This window comes from Candidatus Pantoea communis (assembly GCF_011752685.1).
In the GTDB taxonomy this organism is placed as follows: Bacteria; Pseudomonadota; Gammaproteobacteria; order Enterobacterales; family Enterobacteriaceae; genus Pantoea; species Pantoea communis.
Genome location: NZ_VWXC01000005.1, coordinates 242,629 through 261,042 on the forward strand (window position 1 = coordinate 242,629; position 18,414 = coordinate 261,042).

The window sequence follows — 18,414 nt, forward strand, 5'->3', positions numbered from 1 at the left end:
TCTATTTGCAACAACGCGTTTGGCGCCTTCGCTCGCTGCCTGCAGGCGCAGAGGTGGCGTCCCGGTGCTGCTTTCTGGCATAATGCCCGCTGTTTTTTCCTCCACTGCGTAACAAAGGTCAATGCCGTGTTAGTTTCCAGCAATATTACTATGCAGTTCGGCAGTAAGCCGCTGTTTGAGAATATCTCCGTTAAGTTTGGCGGCGGTAATCGTTACGGTTTAATCGGTGCGAACGGCAGCGGTAAATCGACCTTCATGAAAATACTGGGCGGCGACCTGGTACCGACCAACGGTAATGTTTCACTCGACCCTAACGAGCGTATCGGTAAGTTACGTCAGGACCAGTTTGCCTTTGAGCAATTCAGCGTGCTGGATACGGTGATTATGGGTCACGCCGAATTATGGGCGGTGAAGGAAGAGCGCGACCGTATTTATGCTTTGCCAGAAATGAGCGAAGAGGAAGGCTATAAAGTTGCCGACCTGGAAGTTGAATACGGCGAAATGGATGGTTACAGCGCAGAATCTCGTGCCGGGGAATTATTACTGGGCGTGGGTATTCCGGTGGAACAGCATTACGGTCCGATGAGCGAAATCGCACCAGGTTGGAAACTGCGTGTGCTGTTGGCGCAGGCATTATTCTCAAACCCAGATATTTTGCTGCTCGATGAACCGACGAACAACCTGGATATTGATACCATTCGTTGGCTGGAGCAGGTGCTAAACGAACGTAACAGTACCATGATTATCATTTCGCATGACCGTCACTTCCTGAATATGGTGTGTACGCACATGGCGGATCTGGATTACGGCGAACTGCGCGTGTATCCAGGAAATTATGACGAATATATGACCGCGGCGACGCAAGCGCGTGAACGTTTAATTTCTGATAACGCGAAGAAGAAAGCGCAAATTGCAGACCTGCAATCATTCGTTAGCCGTTTTAGTGCCAACGCCTCCAAATCGCGTCAGGCGACTTCGCGTGCCAAGCAGATTGATAAAATTAAACTGGATGAAGTGAAAGCCTCCAGTCGTCAGAACCCTTATATCCGTTTTGATCAGGATAAGAAGCTGTTCCGTAATGCGCTGGAAGTTGAGGCACTGACGAAAGGATTCGATAACGGACCGCTGTTCAGCAAGCTTAATCTGATGGTTGAAGTTGGCGAGAAAGTGGCCATTCTCGGTGCCAACGGTATTGGTAAAACCACGTTGCTGAAAACATTGGTCGGCGAATTAACGCCTGACAGCGGCACTGTGAAATGGTCCGAGAATGCGCTGATTGGTTATTATGCGCAGGATCACGCAGAAGATTTCGCCGATGACCTGAGTGTTTTCGACTGGATGAGTCAGTGGAAGCAGGAAGGTGACGACGAGCAAGCGGTGCGCAGTATTCTGGGCCGTCTGCTGTTTGGTCATGATGAAATCAAGAAGCCTGCTAAAGTGCTGTCTGGTGGTGAGAAAGGCCGCATGCTGTTTGGCAAGCTGATGATGCAGAAGCCGAACATCTTGATCATGGATGAACCGACCAACCACCTTGATATGGAATCGATTGAATCGCTTAACCTGGCACTTGAAGGTTACGAAGGCACGCTGATTTTCGTTTCGCATGACCGTGAGTTTGTCAGTTCACTGGCAACCCGCGTGATGGAGATGAAGGGCGATCGCATTATCGACTTTACCGGCAACTACGAAGATTATCTGCGTAGTCAGGGTATTGTTTAAATCGTTACATACCCATAGCTTCGCCCGCCGCATTCCTGCGGTGGGCGCTTTGTTCTGGTTTGCCATTTCGCCTGAGAGTTCTGCACCGTCAGGCATGAATGGTGGGCCGCTCCGTAAAGACGGCGTGAATACATCCCTGTAGCCTCGACTGCCGTATTCCTGCGGCGGGCGCATTGTTCTGGTTTGCCATTTCGCCTGAGAGTTCTGCACCTTCAGGCATAAATGGCGGGGCGCTCCGTAAAGACGGCGTGAATACATCCCTGTAGCCTCGACTGCCGTATTCCTGCGGCGAACGCTTTACTCCGGACCCACCATTCCTGCCTTTATCAATATTTGTGCTCTCTGTTGGTTAATTCAGTCTGCACGGCCGATGCGGTCTATACAGCAACACCATAGGTTAAAGGGAAGATAAGGTTCGCCCGAAGAGCAAAGCGTCTGGGCCATGGATGGCCCAGCCGATCGGCATGGATGCCGGTTTCCTTTGCGATCGGGCGGACCTTATCTGACCCAGCACATGACCTTCAGCGAAAAAGCCAAACTACCCAATCTGCCCAATATTCACATACTGGGTTTCCAGATACTCCTCCAGCCCAACATCCGCGCCTTCGCGTCCTAATCCTGACGCTTTTACACCCCCAAACGGCGCCACCTCTGTCGAGATAATCCCTTCATTAACGCCAACCATGCCGCTCTCCAGTTGCGGTGTCACGCGCAGTGCCCGCGCCAGATCACGCGTAAACAGATAAGCGGCCAGCCCATACGGTGTGTTGTTGGCGCGCTTGATCACTTCCTGTTCCGTACGGAAACGGAAGCAGGCCGCAACCGGTCCAAATGTCTCTTCGTGTGCCAGACGCATCTGCTCATTGGCATCGGCCAGCACCGTTGGCTGGTAAAAGCTGCCACCCAACGCATGACGCTCACCGCCGCAAACCAAACGCGCACCGTGCTGCAAGGCATCCTGCACATGTGCTTCGACCTTCTCCATGGCTCGCTGATGAATCAGTGGCCCCTGCTGTGCGCCCGGTGTCAGGCCCGGTGCGACTTTCAACGCGTTAGCCGCTGCAGCCAGTTTGGTGACGAATTGATCATACACGCCATCCTGCACGTAAAAGCGGTTCACGCAGATGCAGGTCTGTCCGCTGTTGCGGAATTTGGCTGCCATAGCGCTTTCGATTGCGGCATCAATATCGGCATCATCGAACACGATAAATGGTGCATTACCGCCCAACTCCAGCGACAACTTCTTCACTGAACTCGCGGCATCGCGCATCAGCAACTGGCCAACACCCGTAGAGCCGGTGAAAGAAATTTTCCGCACCGTATCGTGGTGCGTTAGCGTGTGGCCAATCTCCACCGTTTCCCCGCTCACCGCGTTCAGCACGCCAGCCGGAACACCCGCCTGTTCCGCCAGCACCAACAGGGCAAAAGCCGACAGCGGTGTTTCATTGGCTGGTTTAACGATTGCAGTACAACCGGCGGCCAGCGCCGGGCCCAGCTTGCGCGTCAACATCGCCAGTGGGAAATTCCATGGCGTTATCGCGGCGACTACGCCCACCGGCTGCTTCAGCGTCAGGATCAGATTGCCGGCCTTAGTTGAAGGGATCGTCTTGCCGTTGGCACGCTTGCCTTCCTCGGCAAACCACTCAATAAAACTGGCGGCGTAAAGCACTTCACCACGCGCTTCAGCCAGCACTTTTCCTTGTTCCTGCACCACCAACTGCGCCAGCGGTTCCTGATTCTCAATAATCAATTGATACCAGCGCTGCAGGATCGCAGCGCGCGCTTTGGCGGTTAAGGCACGCCAGGCGGGCAGGGCGGCGGCGGCGGCATCAATCGCGCGGTGGGTTTCCGCCGCGCCAACGTTAGCGACCTGCGCCACCACGCTGTTGTCGGCTGGGTTGGTCACATCATAAGTGCGATCGCTCTCCAGCCATTGTCCATTGCAATACCAGCCGGTACGCAGCAGTGAAGATGTCATGCGATATTCCTTGCAGATTGAAGTGCGTTATCCGTAAACACCGTGCGCGCAGCACGGCTATGACGGGCGATACGTTTTCCCGCGGTGTAATCGTTGATCACATCGCACGGCGTGTAGTTGCGTTCCAGCTCGAAGCGCTCTTCGCTATCCAGCGGGGTATGCAGCGCGGCGATGGCGCTATCGAGTTGGGCGACGCTGTCTGCACCTACTAGCATCGAATCCACGCCTGGATGGGACAGCACCCAGGCCTGAGCAATCTGCGCACTGGTTAATCCACGTGCAGCGGCGACACGGCCAACGGATTCGGCAATCTGAATCGAAGCTTCATCGGCATACATTTCACGGGTGAAGAAATCAGTTTGATTGCGGATAGATTGCGCATCGCCGCTTAACAGCCCGCGCGCCAATGGGCTAAACACGGAAACCCCCAGGCCCTGATCGCGACAGAACGGCATCATTTCGCGTTCCTCCTCGCGGTAGGCGCAGTTCAGCTGCAGCTGCATATTGATCGGTTTCACAAACCCGTTGCGCTCGCAGCACCACAAAATCTTCGCCAGCTGCCAGCAATACATGGTGGAAACCCCGACATAGCGTGCTTTGCCGCTGCGCACGATGCTGTTCATCGCTTCCCATGTCTCTTCGATCGGTGTGTTCACGTCGAAATAGTGCAGCATGTAGACATCAACATAGTCGGTGCCGAGGCGGCGCAGGCTGCCATCGATACTGTCGAGAATGTGTTTACGCGAATGGCCCTGATTGTTCTGGCCCCCGCCAAGTGGATAACCCACTTTGGTGGTCAGCACCAACTCATCACGCTGGGCGATGCGTTTGAGCACACGGCCTACTACTTCTTCACCGGCACCGCTGGAGTAGAAGTCAGCCAGATCGATAAAGTTGATACCGTTTTCCAGCGCGTGACGAATAATCGGCTCGCTTTGCGCCTCATCAAAAATCCATGGTTTCCAGCTCTTGCTGCCCATATTCATGGTGCCGAGGCAAAGACGCGACACCTGCAAACCGCTGTGGCCCAGTTTGATGTATTCCATGCTGCAACTCCTGCTACTTCGGGGAATAAAAGGGATTGCCCAACTCGGGCAGAGCATTGATTAACTGCTGGCGGCCCGGCAACTTCTCCATGGCCGCTTCTATCGCCACTTTGCAGGCGCGATAGTTATTAGCGAACACTTCATCGAGATCGGTACAGCCAGGATTCACCCAGTTAGCGGTGACAATGCACCACTCATCTTCGGCTTCCGGCGGCAACGTGCCTTGCAACTGCGCCTCGGTTACAGCTTTAGCAATCGCAGCCTGTGATGCGCCCCAGGTGGCATTGCCGTGCAAATCGCTACTGATAGCGGCTTTGTTGACATACAGCGTCATCGGCTTGGCTGGCACATTGGGTTTAATCACCACCATAAACGGGCAGTGGCCTTGTGAAGGCGTCGCCAGGCTGGTGGAGAACGCCTGACCCACCACGCCGTTGCGCGGTCCAATCATGATATTGATATGCGAGGCGTTAACGCCGTCGCCTGCAAAGCCTTCACCGATATACATTTCCATCATTGCCTCCAGTTACAGATGTTGTGTTGAAGTTGAAGCGTTAGGGCTGGGCGCTTTATCCACTGCCGGGGTCTCCTGAGAGGCGTCAGTGAGCGTCAGACCTTTGGTCTCGGGTGCCCAGGCGATGGACACCAGCGCGCCGAGCACCAGAATCGCCGCCAGCAAACCCATAGTGCCGGCGATGCCGTAATTGACGATGGCGAGGGGCAGCAGCAGCGTGCCGACCGCCGAGCCCAGTCGGCTCATTGAGGTGGCGAAACCCACGCCGCGAGAGCGCACATCGGTCGGGAAGCTCTCTGCCGGGAACACGCCCACCAGGTTGCTCACGGCCGACATAATCAGCGTAAAGGCGGCAAACAGCAGAATCAGCCAGATGCCGGGGCTGGTGTGCAGCAGGCTCAGCAGCAGCAAACAGGTCGCAAGGAAAATAAAGGAACCGATCAGGAAGCCTCGGCGCGAGCACATCGCCGTTAGCACGATGCCCAGCACCGCTCCCACCAGCAGCAGACCGCTTAGCAGCAGGTCAGTGGCGAAGCCTTGATCCAGTCCCATCTCGCGCAGGATGGCGGGCAGGAAGGTATAGATGGCGAAATAGGGGATCACCAGGCAGACAAAGAACAGACAGTTAAAGGCGGTGCGACGACGATAGCGCGGGCGGAACAGTGCGCTCAGGCTGCCATCCTGCTCCTGCTGTTTCTCTTCCTGCAAGGTGACGTGCGAGCCAAATAAACGATGAACGATAGCCATGGCTTCCTCGCGTCGACCGCGACGCAGTAACCAGCGTGGGGATTCCGGCGTACCAATGCGCAACAGCAAGATCGCTAAAGCTGGTAGAGCAGAGGATGCGAGTAGCCAGCGCCAGCCATCAACGTGTGCCTGCAGTGCCAGATGTCCGGCAAAGCTGGCGGCGACGTAGCCGACCGTCCAGAGCACGCTGAAGGCACCCAATAGCACACCGCGATGTTTGCGCGGGGCGAACTCCGCCAGAATGGTATGGCCGACCGAGAAGTCACCGCCTAAGCCGAAGCCAATCAGCACGCGCAGCAGGAACAGTTGCTCCGCCGACTGGGCAAAAAACTGCATGCCGGATGCCAGGGTAATCAGGATAAAGCTGAAGCAGAAAATCTTCTGGCGGCCGACGCTGTCGGCGATCCAGCCGAGAATCAGGCTGCCGAGGAACAATCCAATCAACGCCGAGCTGCCAATCATGCCTTGCCAGAACGGCGTGAGCGACATTTGCGGCGTCATTTGTGTCAGCGCGAAGCCAACGGAACCGAGAATGTAGCCATCGGTGAGATGCGCACCGAAGGTGAGCCCGGTGATTTTGAGGTGAAAGCGATTTAAGGGTACATCATCCATCAGAGTCGTTTGCGTCATGTTCCTTCCTCCTTCGGGGAGAGATGGTTGTTATTTTATTGTTATCTGGATGAGAAATTACTGTGACATTGGAGCCGGGTGCAGGCCAGTGCGAAAAAGTCATACCCCTATTCCGCAATTTCCTGTGATTGCACTCAAAAATTTAGGTTTACGTTCTCCGTTACCGTCTGGGTTGTGATTAGATTGGCGCGATGTTTTACCGCCTGGCTGCTGGAGTCAGAATGAGAAAGTTGCCTTCAATCAGTATGTTACGGCTGTTCGAAGAGACCTGTCGTACGCTGAGCTTCAGTAAAGCCGCCGATGCCTTGTTCATGACGCAAAGCGCCGCCAGCCGCCAAATGCGCCAGCTGGAAACCTTCCTTGGCAAAGACCTGTTCGTGCGTAGCCACAGTGGATTGATGCTGACGCCGGAAGCCATCCAGCTGCTACCCGTGGTACGTCAGTCGCTGGATCTGCTGGAAGAAGGCGTACGCAGCGTGCAGCAGCATAACCCCCGCCAGCACCTGCGTTTACAGGTCGCTCCTACCTTTGCCACGCGCTGGTTAGCGCCGCGTCTGGTGTCATTGCGTCAACAGCATCGTCAGCTGCAAATCATGCTGATCAGTGAAGCGCGGCAGAAATACAGCGACTTCGACTGCGCCATTCGCTTTGGTTCGCAGCAGGATGCGCAAGAGGCGGGCGCGGAAGGCGAATGGCTGTGCCATGAAACTTTGGTGCTGGTGGGCAGTCCGCTGTTGATGCTGGATGGCATCTGGCCAGATATCAGCCTGATGCCACAGTTGCACGTGTTGAATGGCGACAGTCGGCTGGATAACTGGTCGCGCTGGTATCAGGCCTGCGGCGAAACTGCGCCGCCGGAAGATAACGGACTGGCGTTTAGCACGCAGGATCAGGTGATCAACGCCTGTGTTACCGGAGCGGGTTTTGCCGTACTGGATCGTGCCATGGTGCGTAATGAACTCAGCAACGGCGTATTGGTTCAGATCTCGCCGCAGTTGCTTTCCAGCGCTAACGGCTACTGGCTGGAGGTGCCTTACGGCAAACAGATGTTGCCGCGTGTGGCGATATTTCGGGATTGGCTGCTGGCGGAGATGCAACGTTTCAACGCTGCCACACCCGCAGCCAGCGTTATCCTTTAGTGAATAGGTGGGTGTGCAGTGGATTTAGTTGAATTTTGAAAGAGACGCTGAAGCTCGGAGGTTCCATGGTGCACCATCACGACATCGGTAAACATCGCGTGCAGTGGGCGAAGCAAGAACACGGCAGCGCATGGCCAATTTTGCAGGCGCTGAAAACCGCGTTTGACCCGAACGGAATCATGAATAAAGGCACCATCTTCCCGCAGGAGTAAAACCACAAGGTGCGCAGCCATGCGCACCTTACTTATTTCTCGCCGCACACCTCACAATGCCGATCCTGCATCACTTTCATGCTACGAAATTCCGCACTCATCGCATCGTAGATCAACAGGCGTGAACGGGCAGGTTGCCCCAGCGCGGTCAGCGCTTTTATGGCCTCTAAAGCTTGCATCGCACCAATGACACCGACCAACGGTGCCAGCACGCCGGCTTCCACGCAGCTTAATGTCTGATCGCCAAACAAGCGGCTAATGCAGCGATAACAGGGTTCGTCCTGTTGCCAGGTAAACACGCTGAGTTGACCTTCCATACGAATGGCCGCCCCGGAAATCAGCGGCACCTTGTGCTGGTAACATAAACGATTGATCTGCTCACGTGCACTGACATTATCCGTACAGTCCAGCACCGCATCATGGCGCGCGATCAGGGCACTGAGTTGAGCATCATCCAGCTGTGCATCAATCGGTTCGAGCTGGCAATGCGGGTTAATCGCCGCCAGCCGTTGACGCGCAGATTCCACCTTGGGCTGGCCGAGGGTGGCATCGCTGTGAAGAATCTGGCGCTGCAGATTGCTTAAGCTGACGCTGTCGAAATCCAGCAAGGTAAGATGGCCCACACCGGCCGAAGCCAGATAGGGCGCAGCGGCACAGCCAAGCCCGCCGAGACCCACAATCAATACCCGCGACGCTTTGAGCTTCTCCTGACCGTCAAAATCAAAATCCCGCAGCACGATCTGACGGTTGTAACGCAGCATCTCCTCATCGCTCAGTTCGACGCTCATTAGCCCTCCAGCAGGCTATTGAAAACTTCAACCTCAACCCATTCGCCAGCTTCCACATCCGCACGATCGCGATCCAGCACAATAAAACAGTCGGCAAGGGCGAAAGAGCTAAACACGTGCGAACCCTGGGCACCGGTGCTGCGCACTTCCAGCACGCCGTCTTCACCACGATTGAGAATGCCGCGCTGGAAGTCGAGGCGTCCAGGCGATTTCTTCAAACGCTGAGTGGCACGAGCGCGTTGGCGTAGCGGCATAATGCGCGTGGTCTGGCCCGTAAGGGTCGCCAGTAACGGCTGCACCAACTGATAGAAGGTCACGGCGGCAGACACCGGATTGCCGGGCAGGCCGCAGAACCAGCTGTTGGCTAAGCGGCCAAAGGCGAACGGTTTGCCCGGCTTCATCGCCAGCTTCCAGAAGGTAATCACGCCTAACTCTTCCAGTATCGCTTTAGTGAAATCCGCTTCGCCGACGGAGACGCCACCGGTGCTGATCACGACATCCGCCTGACGATCGGCTTCACTGAATGCCTTGCGCAGCGCCTCGGGATCGTCCGCAATCACGCCCAAATCGATCACTTCGCAGCCCAGTTTGTTAAGCATCAGCGATACGGTGAAGCGGTTCGTGTCGTAGATTTGACCGTCAGCCAAGGGCTGGCCCACCGCCTGCAATTCATCGCCGGTAGAGAAAATCGCCACGCGCAGTTTGCGCAGCACGCTCACTTCGGCAATCCCCAGTGAAGCCAGCAGCGGCAACTCGGCGGCTCCGAGGCGAACACCCGCCTCCAGCACCTGTTTGCCAGCTTCAATGTCTTCACCAATACGGCGGATATTTTGCCCGGGTGTCACGGCGGCAGTGATGACGATACCGCCCGCACGCTGTTCGGTTTGCTCCTGCATCACCACGGCATCGCAGCCTGCCGGAATCGGCGCACCGGTCATAATACGAATCACGCTGCCAGCGGGCCAATCGCCGTTGAACGGCGCGCCGGCAAAAGCTTTGCCTGCGACCGGGAATTCGCGGTCCGGCACGATATCGCTGAGACGCACGGCATAACCATCCATCGCGGAGTTATCAAACGGCGGCACATCCAGTGGAGACGTCACCGGTTTGGCGGTGATGCGACCTGCAGCCTCATACAGCGAGACGCTGAGGCAATCGCTAATGGGCGTGAGCTGTTGCAGCATTTTTTGCTGCGCGTCTTCGAGGGAGATTAATCCTGCGGTGAAAGGTTCCATGTCAGTCTCTGCGTGATGAATTTCAGTTGCTGCCTATTATGGTGACATTTGTCTGCCTAGTCACATGTGACTAAAAAAGCATAATCCACAATAAAAGGTTATGACCGGAGATACACTTTCTGCTTTACAAGCCGGGAGTGCCTTTCTATAGTCGAAAATTGCCTAAAAAAGATGAAAACCATTCTAAATCAGTGTTTTTGGTTCTGATTTCCTGACAGGGTACCGGTTATGGCTAAAGCAGTTATCGCAATTCACGGCGGTGCGGGCGCAATCACGCGTGCCGCTATGAGCGCCGAAAAAGAGCAGCACTATCGTCAGCAATTGCACGCAATCGTTACCGCAGGGCAGCAGATTCTGGCCACGGGCGGCAGCGCGCTGGATGCGGTGACCGAGGCGGTGCGGCTGCTGGAAGAGTGCCCACTGTTTAACGCAGGCAAAGGCGCGGTGTTTACCCATCAAGGCACTCACGAACTGGATGCCAGCATTATGGATGGCCGCACTCTGGATGTCGGTGCGGTGGCGGGCGTGAATCACATTCGTAACCCGATCCTGGCGGCGCGTAAGGTGATGGAAAATAGCCCTCACGTGCTGTTTATCGGTGCGGGTGCAGAAGCCTTTGCCGCTGAACAGGGGTTGGAACAGGTTGCGCCGGATTTCTTCTCCACGCCTGAACGCTGGGAACAGCTACAGCGTGCGCTGAGCAGCCAGCAGATGGTGCTCGATCATGACGGCGCTGCGCAAAGCCACAGCGACGATCCGCTCGACCCCGATCGCAAATTCGGCACCGTGGGTGCGGTGGCGCTCGATCTTCAGGGTAATCTGGCGGCCGCCACTTCAACCGGCGGCATGACCAATAAGCAGGTCGGCCGCGTGGGCGACTCCCCGCTCGTCGGCGCGGGCTGCTACGCTAATAATGAGACCGTGGCGGTTTCCTGCACCGGCACCGGTGAAGTGTTTATTCGTACTCTGGCAGCGTATGACGTTTCTGCACAGATGGAGTACGGCGGCCGTAGCCTGCAGCAAGCCACTGCCAACGTGATTCATGACAAAGTCCAGGAGCTGGAAGGCAGCGGTGGGCTGATTGCCGTCGACAGGCTCGGCAATGTGGTGCTGCCCTTTAACAGTGAAGGGATGTATCGGGGATTCGCCTATGTGGGTGGCGAAGTCGAGGTAGCGATTTACCGCGATAGCTAAGGAGCAGGCATGACGCAGCAGCAGTTTGCACCCGAGCAGGTTCTGGCGGTGCGTGACCTCAACGTACGTTTTGAGCATGAAGGGCGAATCACCGAAGCGGTGCGTAACCTGTCACTGGATTTGCATCGTGGGGAAACGCTGGCACTGGTGGGCGAATCCGGTTCGGGCAAATCGGTCACCTCGCTGGCACTGATGCGTTTGATTCAGCAGGCGGGCGGGGATGTCAGCGGCGAGATCCAACTGCGTCGACGTAACGGCGAGGTGCTGGATGTGATGCGCGCTACCACCAGCCAGATGCGCAAAGTGCGCGGTGCCGATATGGCGATGATTTTCCAGGAGCCGATGACCTCGCTTAACCCGGTGTTTACCGTGGGCGAGCAGATCGCCGAATCCATCCGTTTACATCAGGGCAAAAGCCACCAACAAGCGCAGGCCGAAGCACGGCGCATGCTGGATCTGGTGCGCATACCTGAAGCCCACAATGTGTTATCGCGTTTTCCGCATCAACTCTCCGGCGGCATGCGTCAACGCGTGATGATTGCCATGGCGCTGTCATGCAAACCGGCGTTACTGATTGCCGATGAGCCTACTACCGCGCTGGACGTCACCATTCAGGCGCAAATTCTGCAGCTGATCCGCGTGCTGCAAAAAGAGATGCAGATGGGGGTGATTTTTATCACTCACGATATGGGCGTGGTGGCGGAGATGGCCGATCGCGTACAGGTGATGTATCGCGGCGATGTGGTTGAGCGTGCGCCGGTGCAGCAGCTGTTTGATGCGCCGCAACAGCCTTACACCCGCGCCTTGCTGGCGGCAGTACCGAAGTTGGGAGCGATGAGCGGCCAGCCGCTGCCCGCTAAATTCCCCTTACTGCACACCAATGGCCGTGAAGAGATTGCCAAACCGCAGGATACGGTGCGCAGCGATGAACCGCCGATTTTGCAGGTACGCGACCTGGTGACGCGCTTTGATATTCGTGGTGGGTTATTGAATCGCGTGAAACGCCGTGTGCATGCGGTGGAGAAGGTCAGCTTTGATCTGCACGCTGGCGAGACGCTGGCGCTGGTCGGCGAATCCGGCTGCGGAAAATCTACCACCGGTCGGTCGCTGCTGCGACTGGTTGCCAGCCAGGGCGGCACGATTACTTTTAATGGTCAGCGTATTGATGCGTTGCAGGGCAACGCGCTGGCTTCGCTGCGCCGCGATATTCAGTTCATTTTTCAGGACCCTTACGCCTCCCTCGATCCGCGCCTGACGGTGGGTTTCTCTATTATGGAACCGCTGCTGGTGCACAAAACCATGGATCGGCGCCAGGCGGAGAAGCGTGTAGCCTGGCTGCTGGAGCGCGTCGGTTTGCTGCCGGAGCATGCGCAGCGCTATCCACACGAGTTCTCAGGCGGTCAGCGTCAGCGTATCTGCATCGCCCGTGCGTTGGCGCTGAATCCTAAAGTGGTGATTGCCGATGAGTCGGTCTCGGCGCTGGATGTCTCGATACAGGCGCAAATTATCAATCTGATGCTCGACTTGCAGCGCGAGTTTGGCATCGCCTTCTTATTTATTTCTCACGATATGGCGGTGGTAGAACGCATCAGCCATCGCGTGGCGGTGATGTATCTCGGACAGATTGTGGAAATGGGGCCGCGCCAGGCGGTGTTTGAGCAGCCGCGCCATCCTTACACGAAAAAACTGATGGCCGCGGTGCCGGTCGCCGATCCGGCGCACCGTCATCGCGAGCGGGCGTTAATGGTGGATGAGATCCCCAGCCCGATCCGCCCGTTGGGTGATGAGCCAGAAGTGGCACCGTTACTGGAAGTGGCACCGGGGCATTTTGTTGCCCGCCACGCCATTAGCGGTGCCTGAGCAGCAAGCAACCGCGTCATCCACGGATGTCGCGCATGACAGGGATTACAGGAGAACGATAACAATGCACCACATTATGCGAAAAGGGGTTATCACTGCCGGGTTGTTGAGTTCAGCGTTGGCAATGCCAGCGTGGGCAGCGAAGGACGCGGTGATTGCTGTGGCGTCAACCTTTACCACTATGGATCCGTACGACGCCAATGACACATTGTCGCAGTCGGTGGCTAAGGCGTTCTATCAGGGACTGTTCGGCTTTGATAAGGACATGAAGCTGCAAAACGTGCTGGCGGAAAGCTATCAGGCGAGCAGCGATGGCTTAACTTACACTATCAAACTGCGCTCGGGCGTGAAGTTCCAGGATGGCACCGATTTCAACGCGGAAGCGGTCAAGGCCAACATCGACCGTGCCAGCAACCCGGATAATCATCTCAAACGTTACAACCTGTTCAAGTATGTGGCCAGCACCGAAGCGGTGGATCCGACCACGGTGAAGATTACGCTGAAGCAGCCGTTCTCGGCCTTCATCAACAATCTGGCGCACCCGGCGGCAGTGATGATTTCGCCCACCGCCCTGAAGAAATACGGTAAGGACATTGGCTTCCATCCGGTGGGTACCGGTCCGTATGAGTTCGTTACCTGGAATCAGACCGACTTCGTCAAAGTGAAGAAGTGGGATGGCTACTGGAAGAAAGGCTATCCGAAGCTGGACAGCATCACTTTCCGCCCGGTAGTAGACAACAACACCCGTGCAGCGATGTTGCAGACCGGCGAAGCGACCTTTGCTTTCCCGGTGCCGTTTGAGCAGGCTAAATTGCTGCAGGGCAACAGCAAACTCGACGTCGTCACCACGCCATCGATTATGCAGCGTTACATCAGCCTCAACGTGACGCAGAAGCCGTTTGATAATCCAAAAGTGCGTGAAGCGCTGGAATACGCCATTAACCGTGAGGCGCTGGTTAAAGTGGCGTTTGCTGGTTATGCCACGCCAGCCACCGGCATCGTGCCACCGGCGATTGATTTTGCGCAGAAATATCCAGCGATTAAATATGACCCGGCCAAAGCACGTGAGCTGTTGAAAGAAGCAGGCTTCCCGAACGGTTTCGAAACCACCTTGTGGTCATCTCACAACCACAGCACCGCGCAGAAAGTGTTGCAGTTCACTCAGCAGCAGCTGGCGCAGGTCGGCGTGAAGGTGAAAGTCACGGCGATGGATGCGGGTCAGCGTGCCGCAGAAGTCGAGAGTAAAGGGCAGAAAGAGAGCGGTGTGCGCATGTTCTACACTGGCTGGTCGGCTTCGACCGGTGAAGCAGATTGGGCACTGACGCCGCTGTTTGCCACCACCTCCTGGCCGCCAGCCATCTTTAACACGGCGTTCTACAGCAATCCGCAGGTGGATAAAGATCTGAGCGATGCACTGAAAACCACCGATCGTGAGCAGAAAGCCAAACTGTACAAAGACGCTCAGGATCGTATCTGGAACGACCATCCGTGGATTCCGCTGGTGGTTGAGCAGTTGCTCTCCGCGAACAATAAAAGCCTCACCGGTTTTTATGTCATGCCCGACACCTCATTCAATTTTGATGAGGCGGATCTGAAGTAACAGGCGCGGCCAGCCTTGCGAGGCTGGCCGCTGCTGCGCAGGATTTTGCATGCTCAACTATTTTCTCAAACGATTATTGGGGCTGATCCCCACGCTGCTGATTGTCGCGGTGCTGGTGTTCCTGTTTGTCCACCTGTTGCCGGGCGATCCGGCGCGCCTGATTGCGGGTCCGGAAGCGGATGCCTCAGTGGTGGCGCTGGTGCGTCAGGAACTCGGTCTCGATCAGCCGCTGATCCAGCAGTTCTGGCACTTTATTCTCAATGCGCTGCAGGGGGATTTTGGCCAGTCGATGGTGTCGAAACGCCCGGTCTCGGAAGAGATAGCCGCGCGCTTCTTCCCGACGCTGTGGCTGACCCTCACCAGCATGGTGTGGGCGGTGATTTTCGGTATGACCATCGGCATTACCTCCGCTGTCTGGCGCAACCGCTGGCCCGATCGCATCGGCATGACGCTGGCGGTGTCTGGTATCTCTTTTCCCGCTTTCGCCTTAGGCATGCTGCTGATGCAGGTGTTCTCTGTTGAGCTGGGTTGGCTGCCGACCGTAGGTGCCGACAGCTGGAAACACTATATCCTGCCGTCCATAACCCTGGGCGCAGCCGTGGCGGCGGTGATGGCACGCTTTACCCGCGCCTCGTTTGTCGAGGTGATGCAGGAAGATTACATGCGCACCGCGCGCGCCAAAGGGGTTCGTGAGTCGCTGGTGGTGGTCAAACACGGTCTGCGCAATGCGATGATCCCGGTGGTGACCATGATGGGCCTGCAGTTTGGTTTCCTGCTGGGCGGCTCGATTGTGGTGGAAGTAGTATTCAACTGGCCTGGTTTAGGCCGCTTGTTGGTGGATTCGGTGGAGATGCGTGATTACCCGGTGATTCAGGCCGAGGTATTGCTGTTCTCGCTGGAGTTTATTTTGATCAATTTGATTGTCGATATGCTGTATGCGGCGATCAACCCGGCCATCCGTTACAGGTAAGGAGTCGCACTTGAAGAACTGGCGACGCGCAGCGGCATTGAAAACCATGCCGATGATGACGGAAACCCGGGTACGTACGCCATGGCGTGAATTCTGGCGCCGCTTTCGCCATCAACATGTGGCGATGGTGGCGGGCTTGTTTGTGCTGCTGTTAATTGTGGTGGCGTTTATCGCTCCGTTTATCGCTCCGTTTGATGCAGAAAACTATTTTGATTACGACCGGCTAAATGATGGGCCGTCGATGATGCACTGGTTTGGCGTGGATTCGCTGGGGCGTGACATTTTTAGCCGCGTGCTGGTCGGCACACGCATCTCACTGATTGCGGGTTTCTTCTCGGTGGCGATCGGTGCGCTGATTGGTACGCTGCTGGGGTTGCTGGCCGGTTATTACGAAGGCTGGTGGGATCGCATTACCATGCGTATCTGTGATGTGCTGTTTGCTTTCCCCGGCATTCTGCTGGCAATTGCGGTGGTGGCGATCATGGGCAGCGGTATGAGCAACGTGATTGTGGCAGTGGCGATTTTCAGTATTCCAGCCTTTGCTCGCCTGGTACGTGGCAACACGCTGGTGCTGAAACACCAAACCTTCATTGAATCATCCCGCAGCATCGGCGCATCCGACTGGACGATTATCATGCGTCACATTCTGCCCGGTACCGTGTCGTCAATTGTGGTCTATTTCACCATGCGTATCGGTACGTCGATCATCACGGCGGCGAGTTTGTCTTTCCTCGGACTGGGCGCGCAGCCGCCCACGCCGGAGTGGGGCGCGATGCTGAATGAGGCGCGTGCCGATATGGTGATAGCCCCGCATGTGGCTATCTTCCCCAGTCTGGCGATATTCCTGACGGTGCTGGCCTTCAATCTGTTGGGCGATGGACTGCGGGATGCGTTGGATCCGAAGTTAAAGACCTGAAATATCAAATCGGTGCGCGTAAGTGCGCACCCTGAAAAATCCCGTTGTGCAGGTCAGGTCGCCACTTATGGCGACCTGATTGTTTCTGTTACCTCAGAACGTTTCCCAGTTGTCGTTGCTGTGTGCACCGGCAGCGGGCAAGGCTCGTGGTGGTGCTGCGACAGGGGCTTTCACCGTGTTTGCCACTGGTGCCATCACTGCACGCGTCCCGGTTTTAAAGCGCGCCACCGCCGAAGACAGGCTGCTGGCCTGCTGCTCCAGCGAAGCCGAGGCGTTAGCCGATTCCTGCACCAGTGTGGCGTTCTGCTGCGTTACGCGATCCATCTCGTTCACTGCCACACCAATCTGATCGATGCCGCGACTCTGCTCGTCAGAGGCCGACGCAATTTCGCCCATGATATCGGTCACGCGCGTCACAGCACTGACGATCTCCTGCATGGTATCGCCGGCGCTGCTCACCTGCTGTGAACCTAAATTAACGCGCTGCACGGAGCCCTCAATCAGCAGCTTAATCTCTTTCGCTGCCTGCGCACTGCGCTGCGCCAGATTACGTACTTCACCTGCCACCACCGCAAAGCCACGACCTTGTTCACCGGCGCGTGCGGCTTCAACAGCCGCATTCAGCGCCAGAATATTGGTCTGGAAAGCAATGCCATCGATCACGCTGGTGATGTCGGCGATTTTCTTCGAACTGTCGGCGATGTCGCGCATGGTTTTTACGACGCCATCCACCACGTTGCCGCCTCGGTCAGCCGTTTCCGATGCGTTTTTCGCCAACTGCGTCGCCTGACGTGCGTTATCGGCATTCTGTTTAACGGTGGCGGTCAGCTCTTCCATGCTGGCGGCGGTCTCTTCCAGCGAGGCGGCCTGTTGTTCCGTGCGGGAGGAGAGGTCGTTGTTGCCATTAGCGATCGCACTCGCACTGCCAAAAATCGCATCCGCACTGTCGCGCACATTGTTGATCGTGCCCAGCAGTGCTTGCTGCATATGATTGAGGTTCGCGGCAATGGCGGCCATTTCACTGTGTCCTTCAATCTTCAAACTGGCGGAGAGGTCGCCTTCGGCGAAGCGCTCCATCTGCTGCTGCACTTGCTTCATCGGCGCTAACAGGATGCGGCGAACCAGCAGCCAAACCACCAGCAGCAACAGCACCACAATCAGTGCCATCACAGCGACCATCACCAGCATATGCTGATAAGTGCTATCGTTATCTGCAGCGCGTATATTGATTAACTGCACGTTGTCACCGCGCCACTGCTTGTAGGCCGCTTCCAAATCATCCTGCGCTTGCTGTGCATCCAGCTCGCCATAAGCGGCGTAGTTGTTGGCTTTCAGAAAGGTCGCGGATTGATTCAGCAGTTGGTAATAGTTCGCGAATTTGCTTTCGATAAGCTCGGCGGCTGCCGCACTTTGCCCCGCAATCCGTGGGACACTTTTGTAGCGGTCAAAGTGCTGTTTCGCTTCATCAAGCGAGGCGCCCGCGGAAACCAGCAGCTTGTTGATGGCAGCGCGTGAAGCATCATCGGTCTGATTCTTCAGGATGCGAATCGCCACGCGGTTGATGATAACGCGCGTTTTCACCAGCGTTTGCCAGCTATCGGAGAACTCACGTTGTTGATGCGACAGCTGGTTACTGGCGGTGAAATTATGCTGGCCAGCGATCAGGGAAGATAAAAACAGTGAGCCGGAGATGGCCTGCATAGCGGTGAATACCAACAGCATCAATATGATGGCAGTCACAATTTTCATTTTCGTTAACATGATTTTCCCTGAGCAAAGTAGGCTAGTAGAGAAGTTATCGGTGTAAAAGCACATTGCTTAAGAGCCGCAAAAAAATAATTGCAGTAAGTGATAATGTCGTGCAGG

The 18,414-nt window shown here is 56.2% G+C and carries 14 protein-coding genes and 1 pseudogene; 8 read left to right on the forward strand and 7 right to left on the reverse strand.

The annotated features are described in order from the left end of the window. The first annotated feature begins 126 nt into the window (after positions 1-126). Positions 127-1,719 (forward strand): ABC-F family ATPase, encoded by a 1,593-nt coding sequence (locus F3J37_RS09640; RefSeq protein ID WP_097119365.1) that lies wholly within the window; start codon positions 127-129, stop codon positions 1,717-1,719. Between the two features lie 538 nt (positions 1,720-2,257). Here F3J37_RS09640 and F3J37_RS09645 read toward each other — a convergent pair. Genes F3J37_RS09645 through F3J37_RS09660 form a run of 4 tightly spaced genes read right to left on the reverse strand, consistent with a single transcriptional unit; the run spans position 2,258 to position 6,634 of the window. Further along, positions 2,258-3,697, reverse strand: coding sequence for an NAD-dependent succinate-semialdehyde dehydrogenase (locus tag F3J37_RS09645; RefSeq protein ID WP_166933178.1), 1,440 nt, complete (start codon positions 3,695-3,697; stop codon positions 2,258-2,260). After that, the gene (locus F3J37_RS09650) at positions 3,694-4,743 is read right to left on the reverse strand and encodes an aldo/keto reductase (RefSeq protein WP_034820847.1); all 1,050 of its coding nucleotides are present in this window, start codon (positions 4,741-4,743) and stop codon (positions 3,694-3,696) included. The genes F3J37_RS09645 and F3J37_RS09650 overlap by 4 nt, the downstream gene beginning before the upstream one ends. 13 nt (positions 4,744-4,756) lie before the next feature. Then, on the reverse strand, positions 4,757-5,257 hold the full coding sequence (gene fae, locus F3J37_RS09655; RefSeq protein WP_034820831.1) for a formaldehyde-activating enzyme: 501 nt from the start codon (positions 5,255-5,257) through the stop codon (positions 4,757-4,759). A gap of 12 nt (positions 5,258-5,269) precedes the next feature. Further along, positions 5,270-6,634 carry an MFS transporter gene (locus F3J37_RS09660; protein WP_160869702.1) on the reverse strand — a complete coding sequence of 455 codons (1,365 nt, stop codon included), beginning with the start codon at positions 6,632-6,634 and terminating at the stop codon, positions 5,270-5,272. Between the two features lie 221 nt (positions 6,635-6,855). On the opposite strand from F3J37_RS09660, the gene F3J37_RS09665 reads away from it, so the two are divergent. Together F3J37_RS09665 and F3J37_RS09670 are read left to right on the forward strand one after the other, a co-directional pair. Beyond that, positions 6,856-7,773 (forward strand): LysR substrate-binding domain-containing protein, encoded by a 918-nt coding sequence (locus tag F3J37_RS09665; protein ID WP_166933180.1) that lies wholly within the window; start codon positions 6,856-6,858, stop codon positions 7,771-7,773. Between the two features lie 32 nt (positions 7,774-7,805). Next, positions 7,806-7,985, forward strand: a pseudogene (locus F3J37_RS09670) (FAD-binding oxidoreductase); the annotation flags it as partial. A 32-nt stretch (positions 7,986-8,017) separates the two neighbouring features. Here the strand turns inward: F3J37_RS09670 and moeB are convergent. Both moeB and moeA read right to left on the reverse strand, forming a co-directional pair. Beyond that, the gene (moeB, locus tag F3J37_RS09675) at positions 8,018-8,773 is read right to left on the reverse strand and encodes a molybdopterin-synthase adenylyltransferase MoeB (RefSeq protein ID WP_166933182.1); all 756 of its coding nucleotides are present in this window, start codon (positions 8,771-8,773) and stop codon (positions 8,018-8,020) included. Next, positions 8,773-10,008, reverse strand: a complete 1,236-nt coding sequence (moeA, locus tag F3J37_RS09680) for a molybdopterin molybdotransferase MoeA (RefSeq protein WP_166933184.1) — start codon at positions 10,006-10,008, stop codon at positions 8,773-8,775. The genes moeB and moeA overlap by 1 nt, the downstream gene beginning before the upstream one ends. Before the next feature lie 228 nt (positions 10,009-10,236). Between moeA and F3J37_RS09685 the strand changes: the two genes are divergently transcribed. The 5 genes from F3J37_RS09685 (at position 10,237) to gsiD (ending at position 16,548) form a co-directional block, all read left to right on the forward strand. Further along, positions 10,237-11,202, forward strand: a complete 966-nt coding sequence (locus tag F3J37_RS09685; RefSeq protein ID WP_166933186.1) for an isoaspartyl peptidase/L-asparaginase family protein — start codon at positions 10,237-10,239, stop codon at positions 11,200-11,202. A 9-nt stretch (positions 11,203-11,211) separates the two neighbouring features. Then, the gene (gene gsiA / locus F3J37_RS09690; RefSeq protein ID WP_166933188.1) at positions 11,212-13,062 is read left to right on the forward strand and encodes a glutathione ABC transporter ATP-binding protein GsiA; all 1,851 of its coding nucleotides are present in this window, start codon (positions 11,212-11,214) and stop codon (positions 13,060-13,062) included. A 64-nt stretch (positions 13,063-13,126) separates the two neighbouring features. Further along, positions 13,127-14,662, forward strand: coding sequence for a glutathione ABC transporter substrate-binding protein GsiB (gsiB, locus tag F3J37_RS09695; RefSeq protein ID WP_166933190.1), 1,536 nt, complete (start codon positions 13,127-13,129; stop codon positions 14,660-14,662). Positions 14,663-14,711: 49 nt separating this feature from the next. Next, positions 14,712-15,632: a glutathione ABC transporter permease GsiC gene (gsiC, locus tag F3J37_RS09700; protein WP_034820789.1), complete on the forward strand. Its 921-nt coding sequence runs from the start codon at positions 14,712-14,714 to the stop codon at positions 15,630-15,632. A 10-nt stretch (positions 15,633-15,642) separates the two neighbouring features. Continuing rightward, the gene (gene gsiD / locus F3J37_RS09705) at positions 15,643-16,548 is read left to right on the forward strand and encodes a glutathione ABC transporter permease GsiD (RefSeq protein WP_166933192.1); all 906 of its coding nucleotides are present in this window, start codon (positions 15,643-15,645) and stop codon (positions 16,546-16,548) included. A gap of 93 nt (positions 16,549-16,641) precedes the next feature. On the opposite strand, the gene F3J37_RS09710 is transcribed toward gsiD, so the two are convergent. Next, entirely contained in the window at positions 16,642-18,309 is a 1,668-nt protein-coding gene (locus tag F3J37_RS09710) for a methyl-accepting chemotaxis protein (protein WP_166933195.1), read from the reverse strand. Positions 18,310-18,414 lie beyond the last annotated feature (105 nt).